At 60.4% G+C, this 17,696-nt stretch carries 11 protein-coding genes; 10 read left to right on the top strand and 1 reads right to left on the bottom strand.

Going from position 1 to position 17,696, the window contains the following annotated elements:
- Position 1 precedes the first annotated feature (1 nt).
- From recC to AB4O35_RS01275, 9 genes are all read left to right on the top strand, one after another.
- Positions 2–3,454, top strand: coding sequence for an exodeoxyribonuclease V subunit gamma (recC, locus tag AB4O35_RS01315; protein ID WP_065874649.1), 3,453 nt, complete (start codon positions 2–4; stop codon positions 3,452–3,454).
- Positions 3,451–7,125, top strand: coding sequence for an exodeoxyribonuclease V subunit beta (gene recB / locus AB4O35_RS01310; RefSeq protein ID WP_065945766.1), 3,675 nt, complete (start codon positions 3,451–3,453; stop codon positions 7,123–7,125). Before recC ends, recB begins: the two co-directional genes overlap by 4 nt.
- Positions 7,122–9,194, top strand: coding sequence for an exodeoxyribonuclease V subunit alpha (gene recD, locus AB4O35_RS01305; RefSeq protein ID WP_460149463.1), 2,073 nt, complete (start codon positions 7,122–7,124; stop codon positions 9,192–9,194). Before recB ends, recD begins: the two co-directional genes overlap by 4 nt.
- A 141-nt stretch (positions 9,195–9,335) precedes the next feature.
- Positions 9,336–9,911, top strand: a complete 576-nt coding sequence (locus tag AB4O35_RS01300; protein ID WP_065874652.1) for a YfiR family protein — start codon at positions 9,336–9,338, stop codon at positions 9,909–9,911.
- Positions 9,908–11,170, top strand: coding sequence for a diguanylate cyclase domain-containing protein (locus AB4O35_RS01295; protein WP_065945768.1), 1,263 nt, complete (start codon positions 9,908–9,910; stop codon positions 11,168–11,170). The genes AB4O35_RS01300 and AB4O35_RS01295 overlap by 4 nt, the downstream gene beginning before the upstream one ends.
- 4 nt (positions 11,171–11,174) lie before the next feature.
- Positions 11,175–11,666, top strand: a complete 492-nt coding sequence (locus AB4O35_RS01290; RefSeq protein ID WP_065874654.1) for an OmpA family protein — start codon at positions 11,175–11,177, stop codon at positions 11,664–11,666.
- A 340-nt stretch (positions 11,667–12,006) separates the two neighbouring features.
- Positions 12,007–12,960 (top strand): TauD/TfdA family dioxygenase, encoded by a 954-nt coding sequence (locus AB4O35_RS01285; RefSeq protein ID WP_065945769.1) that lies wholly within the window; start codon positions 12,007–12,009, stop codon positions 12,958–12,960.
- 55 nt (positions 12,961–13,015) lie between these two features.
- Positions 13,016–13,864: an EamA family transporter gene (locus tag AB4O35_RS01280; RefSeq protein WP_065945770.1), complete on the top strand. Its 849-nt coding sequence runs from the start codon at positions 13,016–13,018 to the stop codon at positions 13,862–13,864.
- A complete protein-coding gene (locus AB4O35_RS01275) occupies positions 13,864–14,811 on the top strand; it encodes a LysR substrate-binding domain-containing protein (RefSeq protein ID WP_065945771.1) in 948 nt (315 codons plus the stop codon). The genes AB4O35_RS01280 and AB4O35_RS01275 overlap by 1 nt, the downstream gene beginning before the upstream one ends.
- A 275-nt stretch (positions 14,812–15,086) precedes the next feature.
- Here AB4O35_RS01275 and AB4O35_RS01270 read toward each other — a convergent pair whose 3' ends face one another.
- Complete coding sequence (locus tag AB4O35_RS01270; RefSeq protein WP_065874658.1) at positions 15,087–16,034, bottom strand: LysR family transcriptional regulator; 948 nt, start codon at positions 16,032–16,034, stop codon at positions 15,087–15,089.
- Between the two features lie 132 nt (positions 16,035–16,166).
- On the opposite strand from AB4O35_RS01270, the gene AB4O35_RS01265 reads away from it, so the two are divergent.
- The gene (locus tag AB4O35_RS01265; RefSeq protein ID WP_065874659.1) at positions 16,167–17,684 is read left to right on the top strand and encodes a CoA-acylating methylmalonate-semialdehyde dehydrogenase; all 1,518 of its coding nucleotides are present in this window, start codon (positions 16,167–16,169) and stop codon (positions 17,682–17,684) included.
- The last annotated feature ends 12 nt before the right edge of the window (positions 17,685–17,696 follow it).

Genomic DNA, 17,696 nt, shown 5'->3' with positions numbered 1-17,696 from the left:
TATGCCGGATGCGACGTCCCTCAGCGCTGGATTCATGGTGGTTCACGGCAATCGCCTGGATGAACTGCGCAGCCTGGTGGTCAGCTGGATGCGACGCTACCCCCTGGCGCCCCTGGAAAACGAAATCGCCCTGGTGCAAAGCAACGGCATCGCTCAATGGCTCAAGTTGGCCCTGGCTGAAGATCCGGAAGAGGATGACATGGGCGGCTGCGGTATTGCTGCCGCAATTGACGTGCAACTGCCCGGCAGCTTCATGTGGCAGCTCTACCGAATGGTGCTTGGCCGTGACGAAATCCCGCCCAAGTCCCTGCTGGACAAGGCCCCCCTGACCTGGCGCCTGATGCGCCTGCTCCCAGAGCTTATCGATCAGCCGCACTTCGAACCGTTGCAGCGCTTCCTCACCCACGACACCGACCTGCGTAAACGCTACCAACTCGCCGAGCGCCTGGCTGACTTGTTCGACCAATACCAGGTCTACCGCGCCGACTGGCTGGAAGACTGGGCTGCCGGCCGCCACCAACTGCGTAACGGCCGGGGCGACGCCAAACCGCTCAATCCTGCTAACTGCTGGCAAGCCGAACTGTGGCGCGCACTGCTGTTGGATGTCGGTGAAGAAGGCATGGCCGAAAGCCGTGCAGGCGTCCACCAACGCTTCATCGAACGCATCAATACGCTCGAGAGCGCCCCACCAGGGCTGCCATCCCGAGTCATTGTTTTCGGAATCTCCTCGTTGCCAGCACAGGCGCTGGAAGCCCTTGCCGGGCTCGCACGATTCAGCCAAGTCCTGCTTTGCGTACACAACCCGTGTCGCCATCACTGGTCCGACATCGTCGCCGACAAAGACCTGCTGCGTAACGAATACAAACGCCAAGCGCGTAAATCCGGCATGCCGGTCACTATCGATCCACAAACCCTGCACCAGCACGCCCACCCGCTACTGGCTGCCTGGGGCAAACAAGGCCGTGACTACATCAGCTTGCTGGACAGCTACGATGACCCCAACAGCTACCGTGCAGCGTTCCGCGATGGTCGTATCGACCTATTCAGTGACAGCGATCCCACCACGCTGCTCAATCAGCTCCAGGACGATATCCTCGAACTGCGCCCACTCAATGAAACCCGCGAACTATGGCCTGCCGTCGATCTGGAGCGAGATACCTCAATCCGCTTCCACATCGCCCACAGCGCTCAACGCGAAGTAGAAATCCTCCACGACCAACTGCTCCAACGTTTTAGCGCCGACCCCACGCTGCGTCCCAGGGACATCATCGTCATGGTCCCCGACGTCGACAGTTACGCGCCGCATATCCGCGCCGTGTTCGGCCAGCTTGAGCGCAACGACCCGCGCTTCATCCCGTTCACCCTGACTGACCAAGGCCAGCGCGGCCGCGACCCTCTGCTGATCGCCGTCGAACATCTGCTGAAACTCCCCGACAGCCGCTTCCCTGTCAGCGAAATCCTCGATCTGCTTGACGTTCCTGCCCTGCGCGAACGCTTCGCCATCAAGGAACGCGACCTGCCCACACTGCACCGCTGGATTGAAGGCGCCGGCATCCGCTGGGGCCTCAACGCCGAACAGCGCGCAGGCCTGGGCCTGCCCACGGAACTGGAACAAAACAGTTGGCGTTTCGGCCTGCGCCGCATGTTGCTCGGTTACGCCGTAGGCACCGGCGCCGCGTGGGACGGCATCGAGCCCTACGACGAAATCGGTGGTCTCGACGCCGCCCTGATCGGCCCGCTGGTCGCCTTGCTCGACGCACTCAGTGACGCCCATCAAGCCCTGTCGCACCCCGCGCCTCCGCAGACGTGGGGCGAACGCCTGCAACGCCTGATGCAACTGTTCTTCCTACCGAGCAGCGAACACGACGACTACCTGTTGGGCCAACTCGAACAACTCCGAGAGACCTGGCTGGAAACCTGCGAGTCCGTGGGCCTACAAGACGAGTTACCTCTCACCGTAGTCCGTGAAGCCTGGCTGGCTGGCCTGGACCAAGGGCGCCTGTCCCAGCGCTTTCTCGCCGGGGCTGTTAATTTCTGCACCCTGATGCCCATGCGTGCGATCCCGTTCAAGCTCGTTTGCCTGCTCGGCATGAACGACGGCGATTACCCCCGCGCCCAACCACCGCTGGACTTCGACCTGATGGGCAGTGATTACCGCCCCGGCGACCGTTCACGCCGTGAAGACGATCGGTACCTGCTGCTCGAAGCCCTGCTTTCAGCGCGTGACCAGCTTTACATCAGTTGGGTGGGCCGCAGCATCCGCGACAACAGCGACCGCCCTGCCTCGGTACTGATCGGCCAACTACGCGACCATCTCGCCAGCGGCTGGCGTCACGCAAACAGCGATGAAGCGCTTATCGAAGCCATGACCCAAGAGCATCCACTGCAACCGTTCAGCGCCCGCTACTTCCATGAGGGCGACGCGCTATTCAGCTACGCCCGCGAATGGCAATTGCTCCACGAAGCCTGCGACGCCACCCCAACAGAACACGACCTGGCACCGCACAAACAGGACGAGCCCCTGAGCCTCGGCCAGTTACAAGACTTCCTACGCAACCCAGTCAAACACTTCTTCAGCCAACGTCTGAAAGTATTCTTCGAAGCCGCCGAAGTGCCGTTGGCCGACGAAGAACCCTTCGTCCTCGACGCACTGCAACGCTACAGTCTAAGCGACAGCCTGCTGAACGCCGCACTCACTGAACCCGATCATCTTGAGCAGGCCCTACACGCCCAGGCCTTGCGACTGCAAGGCAGTGGCCTGTTGCCTATGGTCGGTTTCGGCGAATGCCTGCGCAACGAATTGATCGAGCCGTTGCCCGACCTGCTGCAACGCTATCAACAATTGTTGGCCCTTTGGCCCACCCGGCATACTGGCGCAGAACCTGTCAGTTTTGAGTATCGAGGTGTTCAATTGGAAGGCTGGATCAGCGGTCTGCATCGACGCAGTGATGGCGGCCTGCTAAGCGTCACCACCATCCCCAACAGCATTGGCTCGATCAAGACACGCAAGTGGCATCGCCTCATTCGCCCTTGGGTCAATCACGTGGTTGCCTGCGCTTGCGGCCTGCCGTTAAGCACCGGCTTGGTGGCCAGTGACGACACCTTGCTCCTGCCGCCTCTGGATAAGTCCATCGCACAGGAAATCCTCGGCAACCTGCTGCTCGCCTGGCACACAGGCATGAGCAAACCGCTGCCCGTGGCCGTCAAAACCGCCTTCGCCTGGCTCGGTCAAACCGACCCCGTCAAGGCCCAGGCGGCCGCCAGTAAAGCCTACGAAGGCGACGCCCTGACCTCCGACGGCGAACGTCGCGAAACCCCAGCGCTCACCCGGCAATTCCCCGACTACGCCGCGCTCATCGCCAGCGAAGAATTCGAAGGTTGGTGCGAAACCCTGTATCGCCCCCTGATCAACGCTCCATGGCGCTCACTCACAGGTGAGGAGGCCGGCGCATGACCCGCAAACCTTTGTCCCTTGCCTTCCCGCTCAAGGGCAGCCAGCTGATTGAAGCCAGCGCCGGTACCGGCAAGACGTTCACTATCTCCGCCCTTTACCTGCGTCTGGTCCTCGGCCACGGTGGCGACGACTCCGGTTTTGGTCGCGAGCTGTTGCCGCCGCAAATCCTGGTAGTGACCTTCACCGACGCCGCCACCAAAGAACTGCGCGAACGCATCCGCATTCGTCTTGCCGAGGCCGCGCGGTTCTTCCGCGAAGAAATTGAACAGCCTGACGCCCTGATCGCTGATCTGCGCGACGAGTACCCACCCGAACAGTGGCCCGCCTGCGCCAACCGCCTGGACATCGCCGCGCAATGGATGGACGAAGCTGCTGTCTCGACTATCCACAGTTGGTGCCAGCGCATGCTGCGCGAACACGCCTTCGACAGCGGTAGCCTGTTCACCCAGACCCTGGAGACCGACCACAGCGACCTGCTCGGCGAAGTGCTGCGCGACTACTGGCGGCTGTTCTGCTACCCGATGCACGACGACGCCCTCAACTGGGTGCGCAATAACTGGGGTGGCCCTGCCGCGTTGATGCCACGGGTGCGCGCGCTGTTCGGCAGCGAACGGCCCACCGATGAAGCCCGCGAACCCGCCGAACTGATCACGGCTTGCCTGCAAGAGCGTCGCGAAGCGCTGACAACCATCAAGGCGCCCTGGCAACAATGGGCCGCCGAGCTACGCGACATCTGCCTGCAAGCCGTGGCCGCCAAAGCCGTCGACGGCCGCAAGATGCAAGCGCGTTATTTCGAGCCGTGGTTCGAAAAGATCGGCGCCTGGGCTGCTGACGACACTCTCGAACAACTCGATATCGGTACTGGCTTCACCCGCCTCACGCCCGACGGTATGGCCGAAGCCTGGAAGGGCGAGCCGCCCCAGCATCCTGGCATCGACGCCATGGCCGGTCTCAAGTCGGCCCTCGATGCGTTGCCAACGCCCGAGGCCGCTGTGTTGCAGCACGCCGCCGGCTGGGTGGGGCAACGCTTCGAAGAAGAAAAACGCCGCCGCGCCGAAATGGGCTTCGACGACATGCTCATCCGCCTCAACGCCGCGCTGAAAGCTGACGGCGGCGAGCGCCTTGCCAGTGTCATCCGCGAGCAATTCCCGGTGGCCCTGATCGACGAGTTCCAGGACACCGACCCAGTGCAGTACAGCATCTTCGACAGCATCTACCGCATCGAAGAAAACCACCTCGACAGTGGCCTGTTTCTGATCGGCGACCCCAAGCAAGCGATCTACGCCTTCCGTGGCGCTGACATTTACACTTACTTGCGCGCCCGCCAGTCCACCACCGGCCGCCACCACACGCTGGGCACCAACTTCCGCTCCAGCCATGCGATGGTCGAGGCAGTGAACCACGTGTTCCAGCGCGCAGAAAAAGGCCGTGGCGCGTTCCTGTTCCGCGAACCGGATGGTCAGAATCCGGTGCCGTTCCACTCGGTGCTGTCCCAAGGCCGCAAGGAACGATTGCACGTTAATGGCCAAACGCTGCCGGCGATGAACCTCTGGCATTTGTCCACAGAACAGCCGGTTTCCAACGTGGTTTACCGTCAGCAATTGGCTGCCGCCTGTGCCACGCAGATTGTTGAATTGCTCAACGGCGGACAGCAAGGCACAGCCGGTTTCCTACAACCGGACGCGAGCTTCAACGGCGTGCTTCCGTCAGATATCGCCATCCTCGTTCGCGACGGCAAGGAAGCTCAAGCCGTGCGGGCTGAACTGGCTGCGCGTGGCGTGCGCAGTGTGTACCTGTCCGACAAAGACTCGGTCTTCGCCGCCCAGGAAGCCCACGACCTGCTGGCCTGGCTCAAGGCCTGCGCCGAGCCGGATGTTGAGCGCCCGCTGCGCGCTGCCCTGGCTTGCGTCACCCTGAACCTGTCACTTCCGGAACTGGAGCGCCTGAACCAGGACGAACTCGCATGGGAAGGCCGCGTCATGCAGTTCCGTGGCTATCGCGTGATCTGGCGCACCCAAGGTGTGCTGCCAATGCTGCGTCGCCTGCTCCACGATTTTAAACTGCCGCAAACCCTGATCGCGCGCAGTGACGGCGAACGTGTGCTGACCAACCTGCTGCACCTCAGCGAACTGCTGCAACAGGCCGCATCGGAACTGGACGGCGAACAGGCGCTGATCCGCCACTTGGCCGAACACCTGGCGCTGTCGGGCCAGGCGGGTGAGGAACAAATCCTGCGCCTGGAAAGTGATGAACAATTGGTCAAGGTGGTGACTATCCACAAATCCAAGGGCCTGGAATACGACTTGGTCTTCCTGCCTTTCATCTGCTCAGCCAAACCAGTCGATGGCAGCCGTTTGCCCCTTCACTACCATGATGAACACGGCAAGTCGCAGGTCAGTCTGCGTCCGACCGCCGAGTTGATCGACCAGGCCGACAACGAGCGCTTGGCCGAAGATCTGCGCCTGCTCTATGTAGCCCTGACCCGTGCCAAACATGCGTGCTGGCTCGGCATCGCCGACCTCAAGCGTGGCAACAGCAATAGCTCCGTGTTGCAATTGTCGGCGTTGGGCTATTTGCTTGGCGCGGGTGCATCGCTGGGAGAGTCCACGGGTCTGGCGCGCTGGTTGTTGGATCTGCAAGAAGGTTGCACCGCAATCCACTATGCCCACGTCCCCGACGCGCAAGACATCATCTTCCACCCGCCGCGCGACGAAGCCCTGCTTAGAGCGCCCTTGCTGCCCAAACGCAAGGCGGCCGAAAACTGGTGGATCGCCTCCTACAGCGCCTTGCGCATTGGCGACAGCATGAGTGCCGCCAGTCTCGAAGCGCCGGAAAGCCCACAAGCCCAAAAGCTGTTCGATGACGAACGCCTCGACCCCGACGCTCCCCGCGAGTTAGCGGCGTCCGGCGGCGACATTCACCGGTTCCCACGCGGTCCGAACCCTGGGACCTTTCTCCACGGTCTGCTGGAGTGGGCGGGGGAGGAGGGCTTCAACGTCACCCCCGAGGCTATCGAAAAAGCCGTAGGGGCTCGTTGCAATCGCCGCAACTGGGAAGGTTGGATCGTCACCCTCAGCAGTTGGCTGGGCCACTTGCTGCAAGCGGCGCTGCCTGTGGACAACGATCACGTCAGCCTGAAAAGCCTGCAGCATTACCAGATCGAAATGGAGTTCTGGTTCGCCAGCCATAAAGTCGACGTACTCGCCCTCGACAAACTGGTGTGCCAGTACACCCACAACGGCGTTTCCCGCGTCGCCGCCGAACCCGTGTTGCTCAACGGTATGTTCAAGGGCTTTATCGATTTGACGTTCGAACATGACGGCCGCTATTACGTGGCCGACTACAAATCCAACTGGCTCGGCCCCGACGATTCGGCCTATACACAGGACGCCATGGAACAGTCGATCCTCGAGCATCGGTACGACCTGCAATACGTACTTTACCTGCTGGCCCTGCACCGCCAACTCAAGGCGCGCCTGCCGGACTACGACTACGACCGCCATGTCGGCGGTGCGCTTTACCTATTCCTGCGCGGCACCCAGTCCGTGAGCCAGGGCGCGTATTTCACCCGGCCACCACGGGAACTGATCGAAGGCCTGGACCTGCTGTTCCAGGGCAAGACCCTCCCGCCCAAGGTTGAGCCCGCCTGGGAACAAGGAGTGCTGCTATGAACCTGTCGCCGTTACCGCTCGAGGACCTGATGCCTCTCAGCCGTGCCACTGACCTGGTGCAGCTGCTGGAGCGTTGGGTGGATCGCGGTTGGTTGCGCGCCCTGGACAAAGCCTTCGTCGGCTTCCTGCACGAACTTGATCCGCACGCTGACCCGCTGGTGCTGCTGGCTGCTGCGCTGACCAGCCATCAACTGGGCCATGGCCACGTCTGCCTCGACTTGTTCGAAACGCTCAAAGCCCCGGACTTCGCCCTGTCGTTGCCGCCTGAGGGCGACCTGCAAACCGGCGCCATGCTGCTGCCGTCGCAGTTGCTCGACGGCCTCGACGGCGCCCACTGGTGCCACACGCTGGCCGCCAGCCATCTAGTCGCGTTGGCAGTTGATGGCAGCGAAGCCGCCCAGAGTCGCCCATTGGTCCTGTCCGGCAAACGCCTGTACCTGCGCCGCTACTGGACCTACGAGCGACGTATCGACACCGCCTTGCGCCTGCGGCTCGCCACCCAGGAAAGCGTCGCCGCCGATTTGTCGCAGCGCCTTGACAGCCTGTTCGACCAGCCGCCGCCTGACGGCGTGATCGATTGGCAAAAGCTCGCCTGCGCCCTGGCCACTCGCGGAGCATTCAGCATCGTCACCGGCGGCCCCGGCACCGGTAAGACCACCACCGTGGTGCGCCTGCTCGCGCTGTTGCAGGCGCCGGCGGTGGAAACCGGCAGCCCATTGCGCATTCGCCTGGCTGCGCCCACCGGCAAGGCCGCTGCACGCCTCACCGAGTCCATCAGCCAGCAAGTGCTGTCGCTGAAAGTGCCGGACAACGTGAAGGAAAAGATCCCGACTCAGGTCACCACTGTCCACCGCTTGCTCGGCAGTCGCCCGGGCACGCGGCATTTCCGTCATCACATCGGCAACCCATTGCCCTTGGATGTGCTGGTGGTGGACGAAGCCTCGATGATTGACCTGGAAATGATGGCCAACCTGCTCGACGCCTTGCCGCCCCATGCACGGCTTGTGCTACTGGGCGACAAGGACCAACTCGCTTCGGTAGAAGCGGGTGCCGTGCTCGGTGATTTGTGCCGCGACGCGGAAGCCGGCTTCTACAGCGCCGAGACCCGCCAATGGCTGCAAGCCGTCAGTGGCGAAGACCTCAGCACCAGTGGCCTGCAGGCAGACCTCGACGGCAGCCATCCCCTGGCCCAGCAAGTGGTGATGCTGCGTTACTCACGCCGTTTCGGCGAAGGCAGTGGCATCGGCCAACTGGCGCGTTGGGTCAACCAGCAAAATGCTGAAGAAGCCCGTAAGCTGCTGACGGCACGCAGCCACAGTGACCTGTTCTGCGTCAGCCTGAAGGGCGAGCACGACCACGCCCTCGAGCGCCTGGTCCTGGACGGGCAGGGCAGCGACGGCGCCCAAGGTTATCGCTACTACCTCAACCTGCTGCAAAGCGCGCGTCCATCTCCCGACACCCCACGCGAAGCCCCCGCCTGGACCCGTTGGGCGCAACAACTGCTGCAAGCCTTCGATGCCTTCCAACTGCTCTGCGCGGTACGCAAAGGCCCTTGGGGTGTGGAAGGCCTGAATCTGCGCATCACCGCAGCCTTGCGCAAGGTGCGGCTGGTCGAGGGCGACGAGCAATGGTACGAAGGCCGCCCGGTGCTCATGACCCGCAACGATTACGGCCTGGGCTTGATGAACGGCGACATCGGCATCGCCCTCAAATTGCCCGAAAGCGATGGCGGCCCGCAGGTACTGCGTGTCGCCTTCCCACGTAACGATGGCCAGGGCGGCGTGCGTTTTGTGCTGCCCAGCCGCCTGAATGATGTGGAAACCGTGTACGCGATGACCGTGCATAAATCCCAGGGATCGGAGTTCATCCACACGGCATTGATCCTGCCGGATGCGCTCAACCCGGTGCTCACCAAAGAACTGATCTACACCGGCATCACCCGGGCCAAGCGCTGGTTCAGCCTGATCGAACCGCGTGGCGGCGTGTTTGAAGAAGCGGTAAGGCGCAAGGTCAAGCGCTTGAGTGGGCTGATGCTTGAGCTGGGGCACGAATCAGAAAAAACTGAGTGACAGGTCATGTAATATTTCTTATTCAGGCGTCTGATTTTTCTGAAAAAATAGCGGGCCACGTGAAGACCCATTCCGCTGAGGGGTTCCACCACTGTGCTATCGTTGCGGCATCATCTGAAAAAAAACTGAGAGTATCGCTGCATGAACGTGGCTGTCTCGCCCACAGAGCGCAGTTTGAGCTGGAGACGCATGTTGCTGGTGGCGGCCCTGTGCGTGCTCGCACCACGCGTCTTCGCCCAGGCGCCCGAGCCCATTGACCTTGCCGCCCACCGTGCCCAAGCGGTCACCCAAGTGGTGCTCGGTATCCTCAGTTATGCGCGCTGGCCGGTAGAGCCTGCGCAATTGCGCCTGTGTATCGTCGGCCCGACCCAATACACCGACGACCTGGTCAAAGGCACGACCCAGGCCACCGGCCGTCCGGTCGTTGTGCAACGCCTGCTGGCCAGCCATCCCGATATCGTCGACGCCTGCGATGCGGTGTACATCGGCAAACTCAGTGCCGATGAGCGCAGCCAGCTGTTTACCTCATTGATCGGCCACCCGGTGCTCAGCATCAGCGAAGGCGGCGACCAGTGCACCGTGGGCAGCCTGTTCTGCCTGCGGGTGAGTGATGAGCAAGTGTCATTCGAAGTCAATCTCGACTCCGTCGCCCGCAGTGGCGTACGTATTCACCCCAGCGTGTTGCAGTTGTCACGTCGCCGAGCGCCCGCACCATGAAGGCCGATAAAGTGCGACCGACGCTACGCTCGGTCATCGGCCGGGGGCACCTGATCCTGGCGCTGGTGGCGGTGATTCTGGCCAGTGTTTCCCTGACGCTGCTCGGCGTGCTGGCGCTGAGGGTCTATGCCGAACACAACTTGCACCTGATCGCGCGCTCTATCAGCTATACCGTTGAGGCAGCGGTGGTGTTCAACGACAGTGCGGCGGCCACCGAGGCCCTCAGCGTGATTGCCTCCACCGAAGAGGTGGCCCAGGCTGAAGTCCTTGATGCCAATGGCAAGTTGCTGGCTCAGTGGGTGCGCCCGGAAACCGGCATGCTGTCGCGGGTTGAGCTGGAGTTGGCGCATACCCTGCTCGAGCAACCCATCAGCCAGCCGATCCTCCACCAAGGGCGAGCCGTCGGCAGCATTCTTCTCACTGGCCACGGCGGTAGCTTGCTGCGCTTCCTGCTCAGTGGTCTGGCTGGCATCCTGATCTGCACCGCCCTCAGCGCGTGGGTTGCCCTGCATTTGGCGCGACGCTTGTTGCGGGGCATCACCGGCCCGCTGCAAAGCCTTGCCGCCGTGGCCCACGCCGCTCGTAGCGAGCGTGACTTCGATCGCCGCGTACCGCCGGCGCAAATCGCCGAGCTCGACAGCCTGGGCAGTGACTTCAATGCCTTGCTCGGCGAGATGGAAGCCTGGCAAAGCCACCTGCAGAGCGAAAACGAATTCCTCGCCCACCAGGCCAATCACGACAGCCTCACCGGTTTGCCCAACCGGGCGTTCTTCGAAGGCCGCCTGATTCGCGCCCTGCGCAGCGCCGCCAAAGTCAAAGAACAGGTGGCGGTGCTCTATCTCGACAGCGACCGCTTCAAAGAGATCAATGACAGTTTTGGCCATGCCGCCGGCGATGCCGTCCTTGTGGCCGTCGCCCAGCGTGTGCGTGCGCAATTGCGTGAAGATGACCTGGTGGCGCGCCTGGGGGGAGACGAGTTCGCCATCCTGCTGGCGCCGTTGCACACGGTGGCAGACGCCGAGCGTATCGCCGACAAAATCATTGCCAGCATGGACCTGCCGATCCCCGTGCCCGGCAATACCGAGGTATTGACCTCCCTGAGTATCGGCATCGCCATCTACCCCGATCATGGTGCCACCCCCGGCACCCTGCTCAATGCGGCCGACGCGGCGATGTACCAGGCCAAGCGCCTGTCTTCGGGCGGCCAGCACACGGCGGAGTCGGAGCACGCCGCCGTCAATCTTCAACACAGGAGTTGACCCCTTGTTCACCACCGCACGTTTCATGTTGATCACCCTGCTGATGGCACTGCTCGCCCTCGGCGGCTGTCAGACGCCCCCACCCAAAGGCCTGACCCCAGCGCAGGTCGCGGTCCTCAAGCAGCAAGGCTTTGAAATGACCGACGAAGGCTGGTCATTCGGCCTGTCCGGCAAAGTGCTGTTTGGCAGCGATGTCGAGACCCTCAACCAACCCAGCACCGACATCGTCCAGCGTATCGGCAAGGCCCTGCTTGGCGTAGGTATCGAACGCGTTCGCGTCGATGGCCACACCGATGCGTCTGGCAAGGAAACCTACAATCAGCAGCTGTCCCTGCGCCGTGCCAAAAGCGTGGCCACGGTGCTGACCGGCGTGGGTATGAAAGAAGAAAACATCCAGCTGCGCGGCTTGGGCAGTAGCAAACCGGTGGTCTCCAATGACACCGCTGAAGGGCGCACCGAGAATCGGCGAGTGTCGATCGTGGTGAGTGCGGGCTGAGCGAATTCAATTTGAAATGCAGTCAAAATGTGGGAGCTGGCTTGCCTGCGAACGCGGTGTATCAGTACGCGATGTACTGACTGACACACTGCCATCGCAGGCAAGCCAGCTCCCACAGTGGGTTTTGCGGTGCCTTGCTACAGTGTTCGCTTAGCTGCCCGGTGTCATCGCCTGCGTTGAGGCACCATCACCGTATCTCAGCAAAGACCGTCAAGTATGTTTCCTGTAGGAGAAGTCTGTCATGACGAATCTTGATGGCTAGGCTGACGAGGTTTCGCTTTTTCGCAAAGGGTGGGCTTAGTTAAATGGCCGCGCCAACTAACCACCGTAAAGGACTGCGATGAGCATAAACGTCAGTAATTTCCGCCAGGAAGTTTCTAAAGCTAGACTTTCAAACATTGCTTTTGACGAGCTGTTGAGCGCAAGAGAGTTGTTCGAGTCTGAGCGTAAGGGAGTTCGATTCGATACCAAAGCCGCGCACATCAATCCTCTACAATTACCCGTCCTGAATAAGGAGCTAGATAGAATCCGAACCATGGTCGATCATGAAAGCCATGTCTTGATTCTTGATGGTTTTAAGGTCGACAAACTTGCAAGTTTCAAATCGCTGATATGGACATTTGGATCTCTACTCGGTGTGCCAATGGTGCAAAACCATCTCGGTCACAAGGTGATTGAGGTTTATGACAGAGGCGGTAAGAGCATTGAGGAAGGTGCGAGATACCATCAAACCCGCCAAGGTGCCTATGTGCACAACGATGGAGTGAGCGACCCGTTGCCTATCGATTACTTGATCTTGGCTTGCGGACAAAAAGCGCTTTTGCTTTTGGGAGGTGAGAGCATTCTGATTGATGCAAGCGCGGTATACGCAGAGCTGATGGCGTTTCCAGAAATATTGGAAGAGCTTAAGTGCGACTTCTTTTTTGAAAACCGCGGTATGTCAGATGAGGAACAGTTGTTCAAAGCACCTATTCTGAGCTTTTCCAATGAGGGTATCCCGCTGATCAGATATTTTCGCGTCTACATTGAGTCCGCTCACCTTAAGGCGGGAGTGCCGTTAACAGTGGCCCAATCCCAAGCGCTAGACTTTCTGGACACCGTTCTCGATCAGTCATCGGTTCAGCATCGAGTGTTGCTGGAACCAGGGCAGGTACTCATTTCAGCCGATAACAAGTTTCTCCACACCCGTACGCACTTTATAGATATGAATACTCCACGTTGCGTGATTGATGATGCGGAATCCTTGAACGATCTAAATCGCTACATGCTACGGATGTGGTTACGCAAACAATGATGCACCGATGCTCATAACTTACATCCCCCCCACTATCCGCCATAAGCCGAACCCCATGGACAACTCCGATATCGCGATCACGCTGGTCCTGATCTCTGCCTTTATGCACGCCACTTGGAACGCCGTAGTCCGCGCCGGTAGCAGTCGCTTCATGACCTTGGCCATGGTGGATGGCTCCGCGCTGGTGATATGCCTGCTGGCGTTGCCTCTTGTCAGTGTGCCGAGCCTGGAGGTAGGGGGTTATATCCTCGTCTCGGTGATACTCAATACGGTCTATCGGTTATTTCTGGTCAAAGCGTACGAAACGGGTGACTTCGGTCAGGTTTACCCGGTGATGCGTGGGGTACCGCCGGTATTGGTCGCGCTGTTTTCCTACTTTCTGCTGCATGAACAGTTGTCACTTCAGGCGCTGGTGGGGGTGTCGCTGATATGTGTGGGAATTATCAGCCTGACCTTCGTGCGCAGGATGACGGCGCAGATGTTCAAGCCGATCCTGATGGCGGTGTGCGCTGGAGCGTTTATCGCGTCTTACACGGTAGTGGACGCCAAAGGTGTAAGAGCCAGCGAGACGGTGCTGCAGTACATCATCTACCTGACGGTGTTCCAGAGTATTCCGATCCCACTGCTGGCATTTTCCAAAGAGCGCTCGGCTTTGGCTCAAGCCATACGTGGGCATTGGCGAGTCGGCCTATTAGGCGGCGTTTTTTACTTGGCGTCCTACGCACTGGTGTTGTTTGCGTTGTCGCTGGACGCGGTGGCCAAGGTCTCAGCGCTGCGGGAAACCAGTGTTATTATCGGCGCCATTATTGCCGCGCTGTTTTTTCATGAACGGTTCGGCTGGCGACGGATGCTGTCGGCATTCGTCATTGTTAGCGGGATCATCTTGATCAAAGTGAGCACCTGATGGCTCAGCGTCCGCCTCCCACACCGATGCTTCAAGCGTTCGTCAGCGCTGCGCAAACCGGTAGTTTTGCGCGTGCGGCGTCTGAGCTTAACCTCACTGCCAGCGCCATTAGTCATCAAATTGCGGGCCTGGAGGAATGGTGGGGCGTGCAGTTGTTTGAGCGGCATTCACGCGGCGTCAAGCTGACGCCGGCGGGGCAAGCCTTGTTGCCGGTTACCGATGGTTTTTTCAAGGCGCTGGATGGGGTACTGCAATCTCTCAACCCCGGCAAATCCCGACCGTTGTACCTCTCATGCACGTCTTCTCTCTGTTCGACGTGGCTAATCCCCAGGATGCATGGGTCGCACACAGAGGCCTCGTTCAACCTTGATCTGGTGTTGACTAGCGCCGATATGAACAGCACCAGCCTGGAAGCTCATCAATACGATGTCGCGGTGGTGATGGGGTACGGCGATTATCCGGATCATCATGTTGAACTGCTGATGTGCGACGCAGTATTTCCCGTTTGCTCGCCGGAATTTCTACGGTTGAAGGGGGATATTTCACTGGAGGATGTCTCCCGGTACCCGCTGATTCATCGGGTGGACGATCAGGTGTGTCCGGGGTGGGAAAGCTGGTTTGCGTTTCAGGGGCTGGCGGCGCCGCCTTATCACCATGGGCCGCGATTTCCGGATTCGAGCCTGGCGATCAGCCTGGCGGTGAAGGGCACAGGCATCGCACTGGGCAGGACTGCGTTGGTATACGACCAATTGGAAGACGGCGCGTTGGTTGCGTTGAAAAGCCCCGCGATGATATCGCCAGCGGCGTACTACATCATTTGTCGAAACGGGCGGCAATTAGAGCCGGATATCGCTCGGCTGATTGAATGGCTCAAGACCAGTGCGAGTAAGTTTCTGCGCGAAGTTCGGGCTCGGTATCCGCAAATTGCCGGGGCTGGTGCGGTTTAAATGTAGGAAGGAGCAAGGCTCCTCCCGCATTCGAACGGTGTTCGCTTATCGGCAGACCCGAAGGTCTCCCGCATACAGCCGCCATAAAACGGTAAAGACAGATAAAAAGCCTGGCAATACTTGGGCATCACATCCCAACTAATCAGAGTCGCTAAACCCGATCGCTGATGAGCAGCGAAGTCAGGAGGCTAGTGACCCAAACGGTAAGGCGCAATGGGGTAGAGAGCCTCTAGGAAACGTCCTGCTATTTAAAGCGAATCATCGTTGATGGCCCTTTAATCCGCGAACCTGATCTCCCGCGTCTCCCCCATCAACAACCCCTGATTCTGCTCCGTCACTTCCCTGATGTAATCCCACAACAACGTGATCCGCTTCAACTTCCTCAAATCCTCCCGGCAATACATCCAGAACTGCCGCGTAATCGCAATCTGCGCCCCCAGCACCGGCAGCAACCGCGGATCCTGCGCCGCCAGAAAGCACGGCAATATCGCCATTGATCGTCCCTGCTGCGCCGCCACGTACTGCGCGATCACGCTGGTACTGCGCAGGCTGGCGCTGGCGCCGGGCACCACGTTCGCCAGGTACAGCAGCTCCGAGCTGAACGCCAGGTCATCCACATAACTGATGAACGGATGCTCAGCCAAATCCGCCGGGCGTTGTATCGGCGGGTGCTGGTCCAGATATTCCTGGGTCGCATACAGCTGCAATTTGTAGTCGCACAATTTGCAGCACACATACGGGCCATGCTCCGGGCGCTCTAGGGCGATGACGATATCGGCTTCGCGCTTGGACAGACTGATGAAGTGGGGCAGGGGCAGGATGTCCACTGAGATCGCCGGGTAGGTGTCGACGAAGTGGCTCAATTGCGGGGTGACGAAAAAGCTGCCGAAGCCTTCGGTGCAGCCCATGCGCACATGGCCGGACAGTGCCACGCCGGAGCCGGACACCTGTTCGCAAGCCATGTGCAGGGTGCTTTCGATGGACTCGGCGTAGCCCAGCAAACGCTGGCCCTCGGGGGTGAGGACGAAGCCGTTGGTCCGGGATTTTTCGAAGAGCAGGGTGCCCAAAGACGCTTCCAGTGAACTGATGCGCCGCGACACGGTGGTGTAGTCCACCGCCAGGCGCTTGGCGGCCACGCTGGCCTTGCGGGTGCGGGCCACTTCGAGGAAAAACTTCAGGTCATCCCAGTTCAGGGAGCCCAGCGACGTGATGTTTTTTTGCATATTGGTCCGGCTTTTATGTGCGTTCTTATTAGAGATTTGCACATCTATACTCCAAAAACAGTCCGAACGCCTCATTCTTCAAGGCCATTCAACGCCTTGGTTCTCTGCATAACTATAAGATTTGGAGACCACATGAACGCATCTGCCGATATTTCCGTGCAACAGGTCAAGTTGCTGATCAACGGCGAGTGGGTCGAGTCCAAGACCACCGAATGGCAAGACATCGTCAACCCGGCCACCCAGCAGGTGCTGGCCAAAGTCCCGTTCGCCACGGCCGATGAAGTGAACGCCGCCATCGACGCCGCCCATCGCGCCTTCCAGACCTGGAAGCTGACGCCGATCGGCGCGCGCATGCGCATCATGCTCAAGCTGCAAGCCTTGATCCGCGAACATTCCAAGCGCATCGCCGTGGTGCTCAGCAACGAGCAGGGCAAGACCATTGCCGATGCCGAAGGCGATATTTTCCGTGGCCTGGAAGTGGTGGAGCACGCGTGTTCCATCGGCACCCTGCAAATGGGCGAATTCGCTGAAAACGTCGCCGGTGGCGTCGATACCTACACGCTGCGCCAACCCATCGGCGTGTGCGCCGGTATCACCCCGTTCAACTTCCCGGCGATGATTCCGCTGTGGATGTTCCCGATGGCGATTGCCTGCGGTAACACGTTCGTCCTTAAACCGTCCGAGCAGGACCCGCTGTCGACCATGCTGCTGGTGGAGCTGGCGCTGGAAGCTGGTGTGCCGGCCGGTGTACTCAACGTGGTGCACGGCGGCAAGGACGTGGTGGATGCGCTGTGCACCCACAAAGACATCAAGGCCGTGTCCTTTGTTGGCTCGACTGCCGTGGGTACTCACGTCTACGACCTGGCCGGCAAACACGGCAAGCGCGTGCAATCGATGATGGGTGCCAAGAACCACGCGGTGGTGCTGCCGGATGCCAACCGCGAACACACCCTCAATGCCCTGGTCGGCGCCGGTTTCGGCGCGGCAGGCCAGCGTTGCATGGCCACCTCGGTGGTGGTGCTGGTGGGCGCGTCCAAGCAATGGCTGCCGGATCTCAAGGCGCTGGCGCAAAAGCTCAAGGTCAACGCGGGCAGCGAAGCGGGCACGGATGTGGGCCCGGTGATCTCCAAGCGCGCCAAGGCACGTATCCTGGAATTGATCGAAAGCGGCGTGAAAGAAGGCGCCAAGCTGGAGCTGGACGGCCGCGACATCAAGGTGCCGGGCTACGAGCAAGGCAACTTTGTCGGCCCGACCCTGTTCTCGGGCGTGACCCCCTCCATGCAAATCTACACCCAGGAAATTTTCGGGCCGGTGCTTGTGGTGCTGGAAGTCGACACCCTGGATGAGGCCATCGCACTGGTCAACGCCAACCCGTTCGGCAACGGCACCGGCCTGTTCACCCAGAGCGGCGCGGCGGCGCGTAAGTTCCAGAGCGAAATCGATGTAGGCCAGGTCGGCATCAACATCCCGATTCCGGTGCCGGTGCCGTTCTTCAGTTTCACCGGTTCCCGCGGTTCCAAGCTCGGCGACCTCGGCCCGTACGGCAAGCAAGTGGTGCAGTTCTACACCCAGACCAAAACCGTCACCAGCCGCTGGTTCGATGACGACACAGTCAACGATGGCGTCAACACCACCATCAACCTGCGCTGATTCGGGAGACGA

The sequence above is a fragment of the Pseudomonas sp. H1_A03 genome, from assembly GCF_054685145.1.
Note: the sequence above shows the minus strand (reverse complement) of the source record. Positions and strands in the feature narration are given on the sequence as shown.

Coding starts and splice junctions, on each gene's coding strand:
- recC (WP_065874649.1), top strand. CDS start 2: ATGCCGGATGCGACGTCCCTCAGCGCTGGATTCATGGTGGTTCACGGC.
- recB (WP_065945766.1), top strand. CDS start 3,451: ATGACCCGCAAACCTTTGTCCCTTGCCTTCCCGCTCAAGGGCAGCCAG.
- recD (WP_460149463.1), top strand. CDS start 7,122: ATGAACCTGTCGCCGTTACCGCTCGAGGACCTGATGCCTCTCAGCCGT.
- AB4O35_RS01300 (WP_065874652.1), top strand. CDS start 9,336: ATGAACGTGGCTGTCTCGCCCACAGAGCGCAGTTTGAGCTGGAGACGC.
- AB4O35_RS01295 (WP_065945768.1), top strand. CDS start 9,908: ATGAAGGCCGATAAAGTGCGACCGACGCTACGCTCGGTCATCGGCCGG.
- AB4O35_RS01285 (WP_065945769.1), top strand. CDS start 12,007: ATGAGCATAAACGTCAGTAATTTCCGCCAGGAAGTTTCTAAAGCTAGA.
- AB4O35_RS01280 (WP_065945770.1), top strand. CDS start 13,016: ATGGACAACTCCGATATCGCGATCACGCTGGTCCTGATCTCTGCCTTT.
- AB4O35_RS01275 (WP_065945771.1), top strand. CDS start 13,864: ATGGCTCAGCGTCCGCCTCCCACACCGATGCTTCAAGCGTTCGTCAGC.
- AB4O35_RS01270 (WP_065874658.1), bottom strand. CDS start 16,034: ATGCAAAAAAACATCACGTCGCTGGGCTCCCTGAACTGGGATGACCTG.
- AB4O35_RS01265 (WP_065874659.1), top strand. CDS start 16,167: ATGAACGCATCTGCCGATATTTCCGTGCAACAGGTCAAGTTGCTGATC.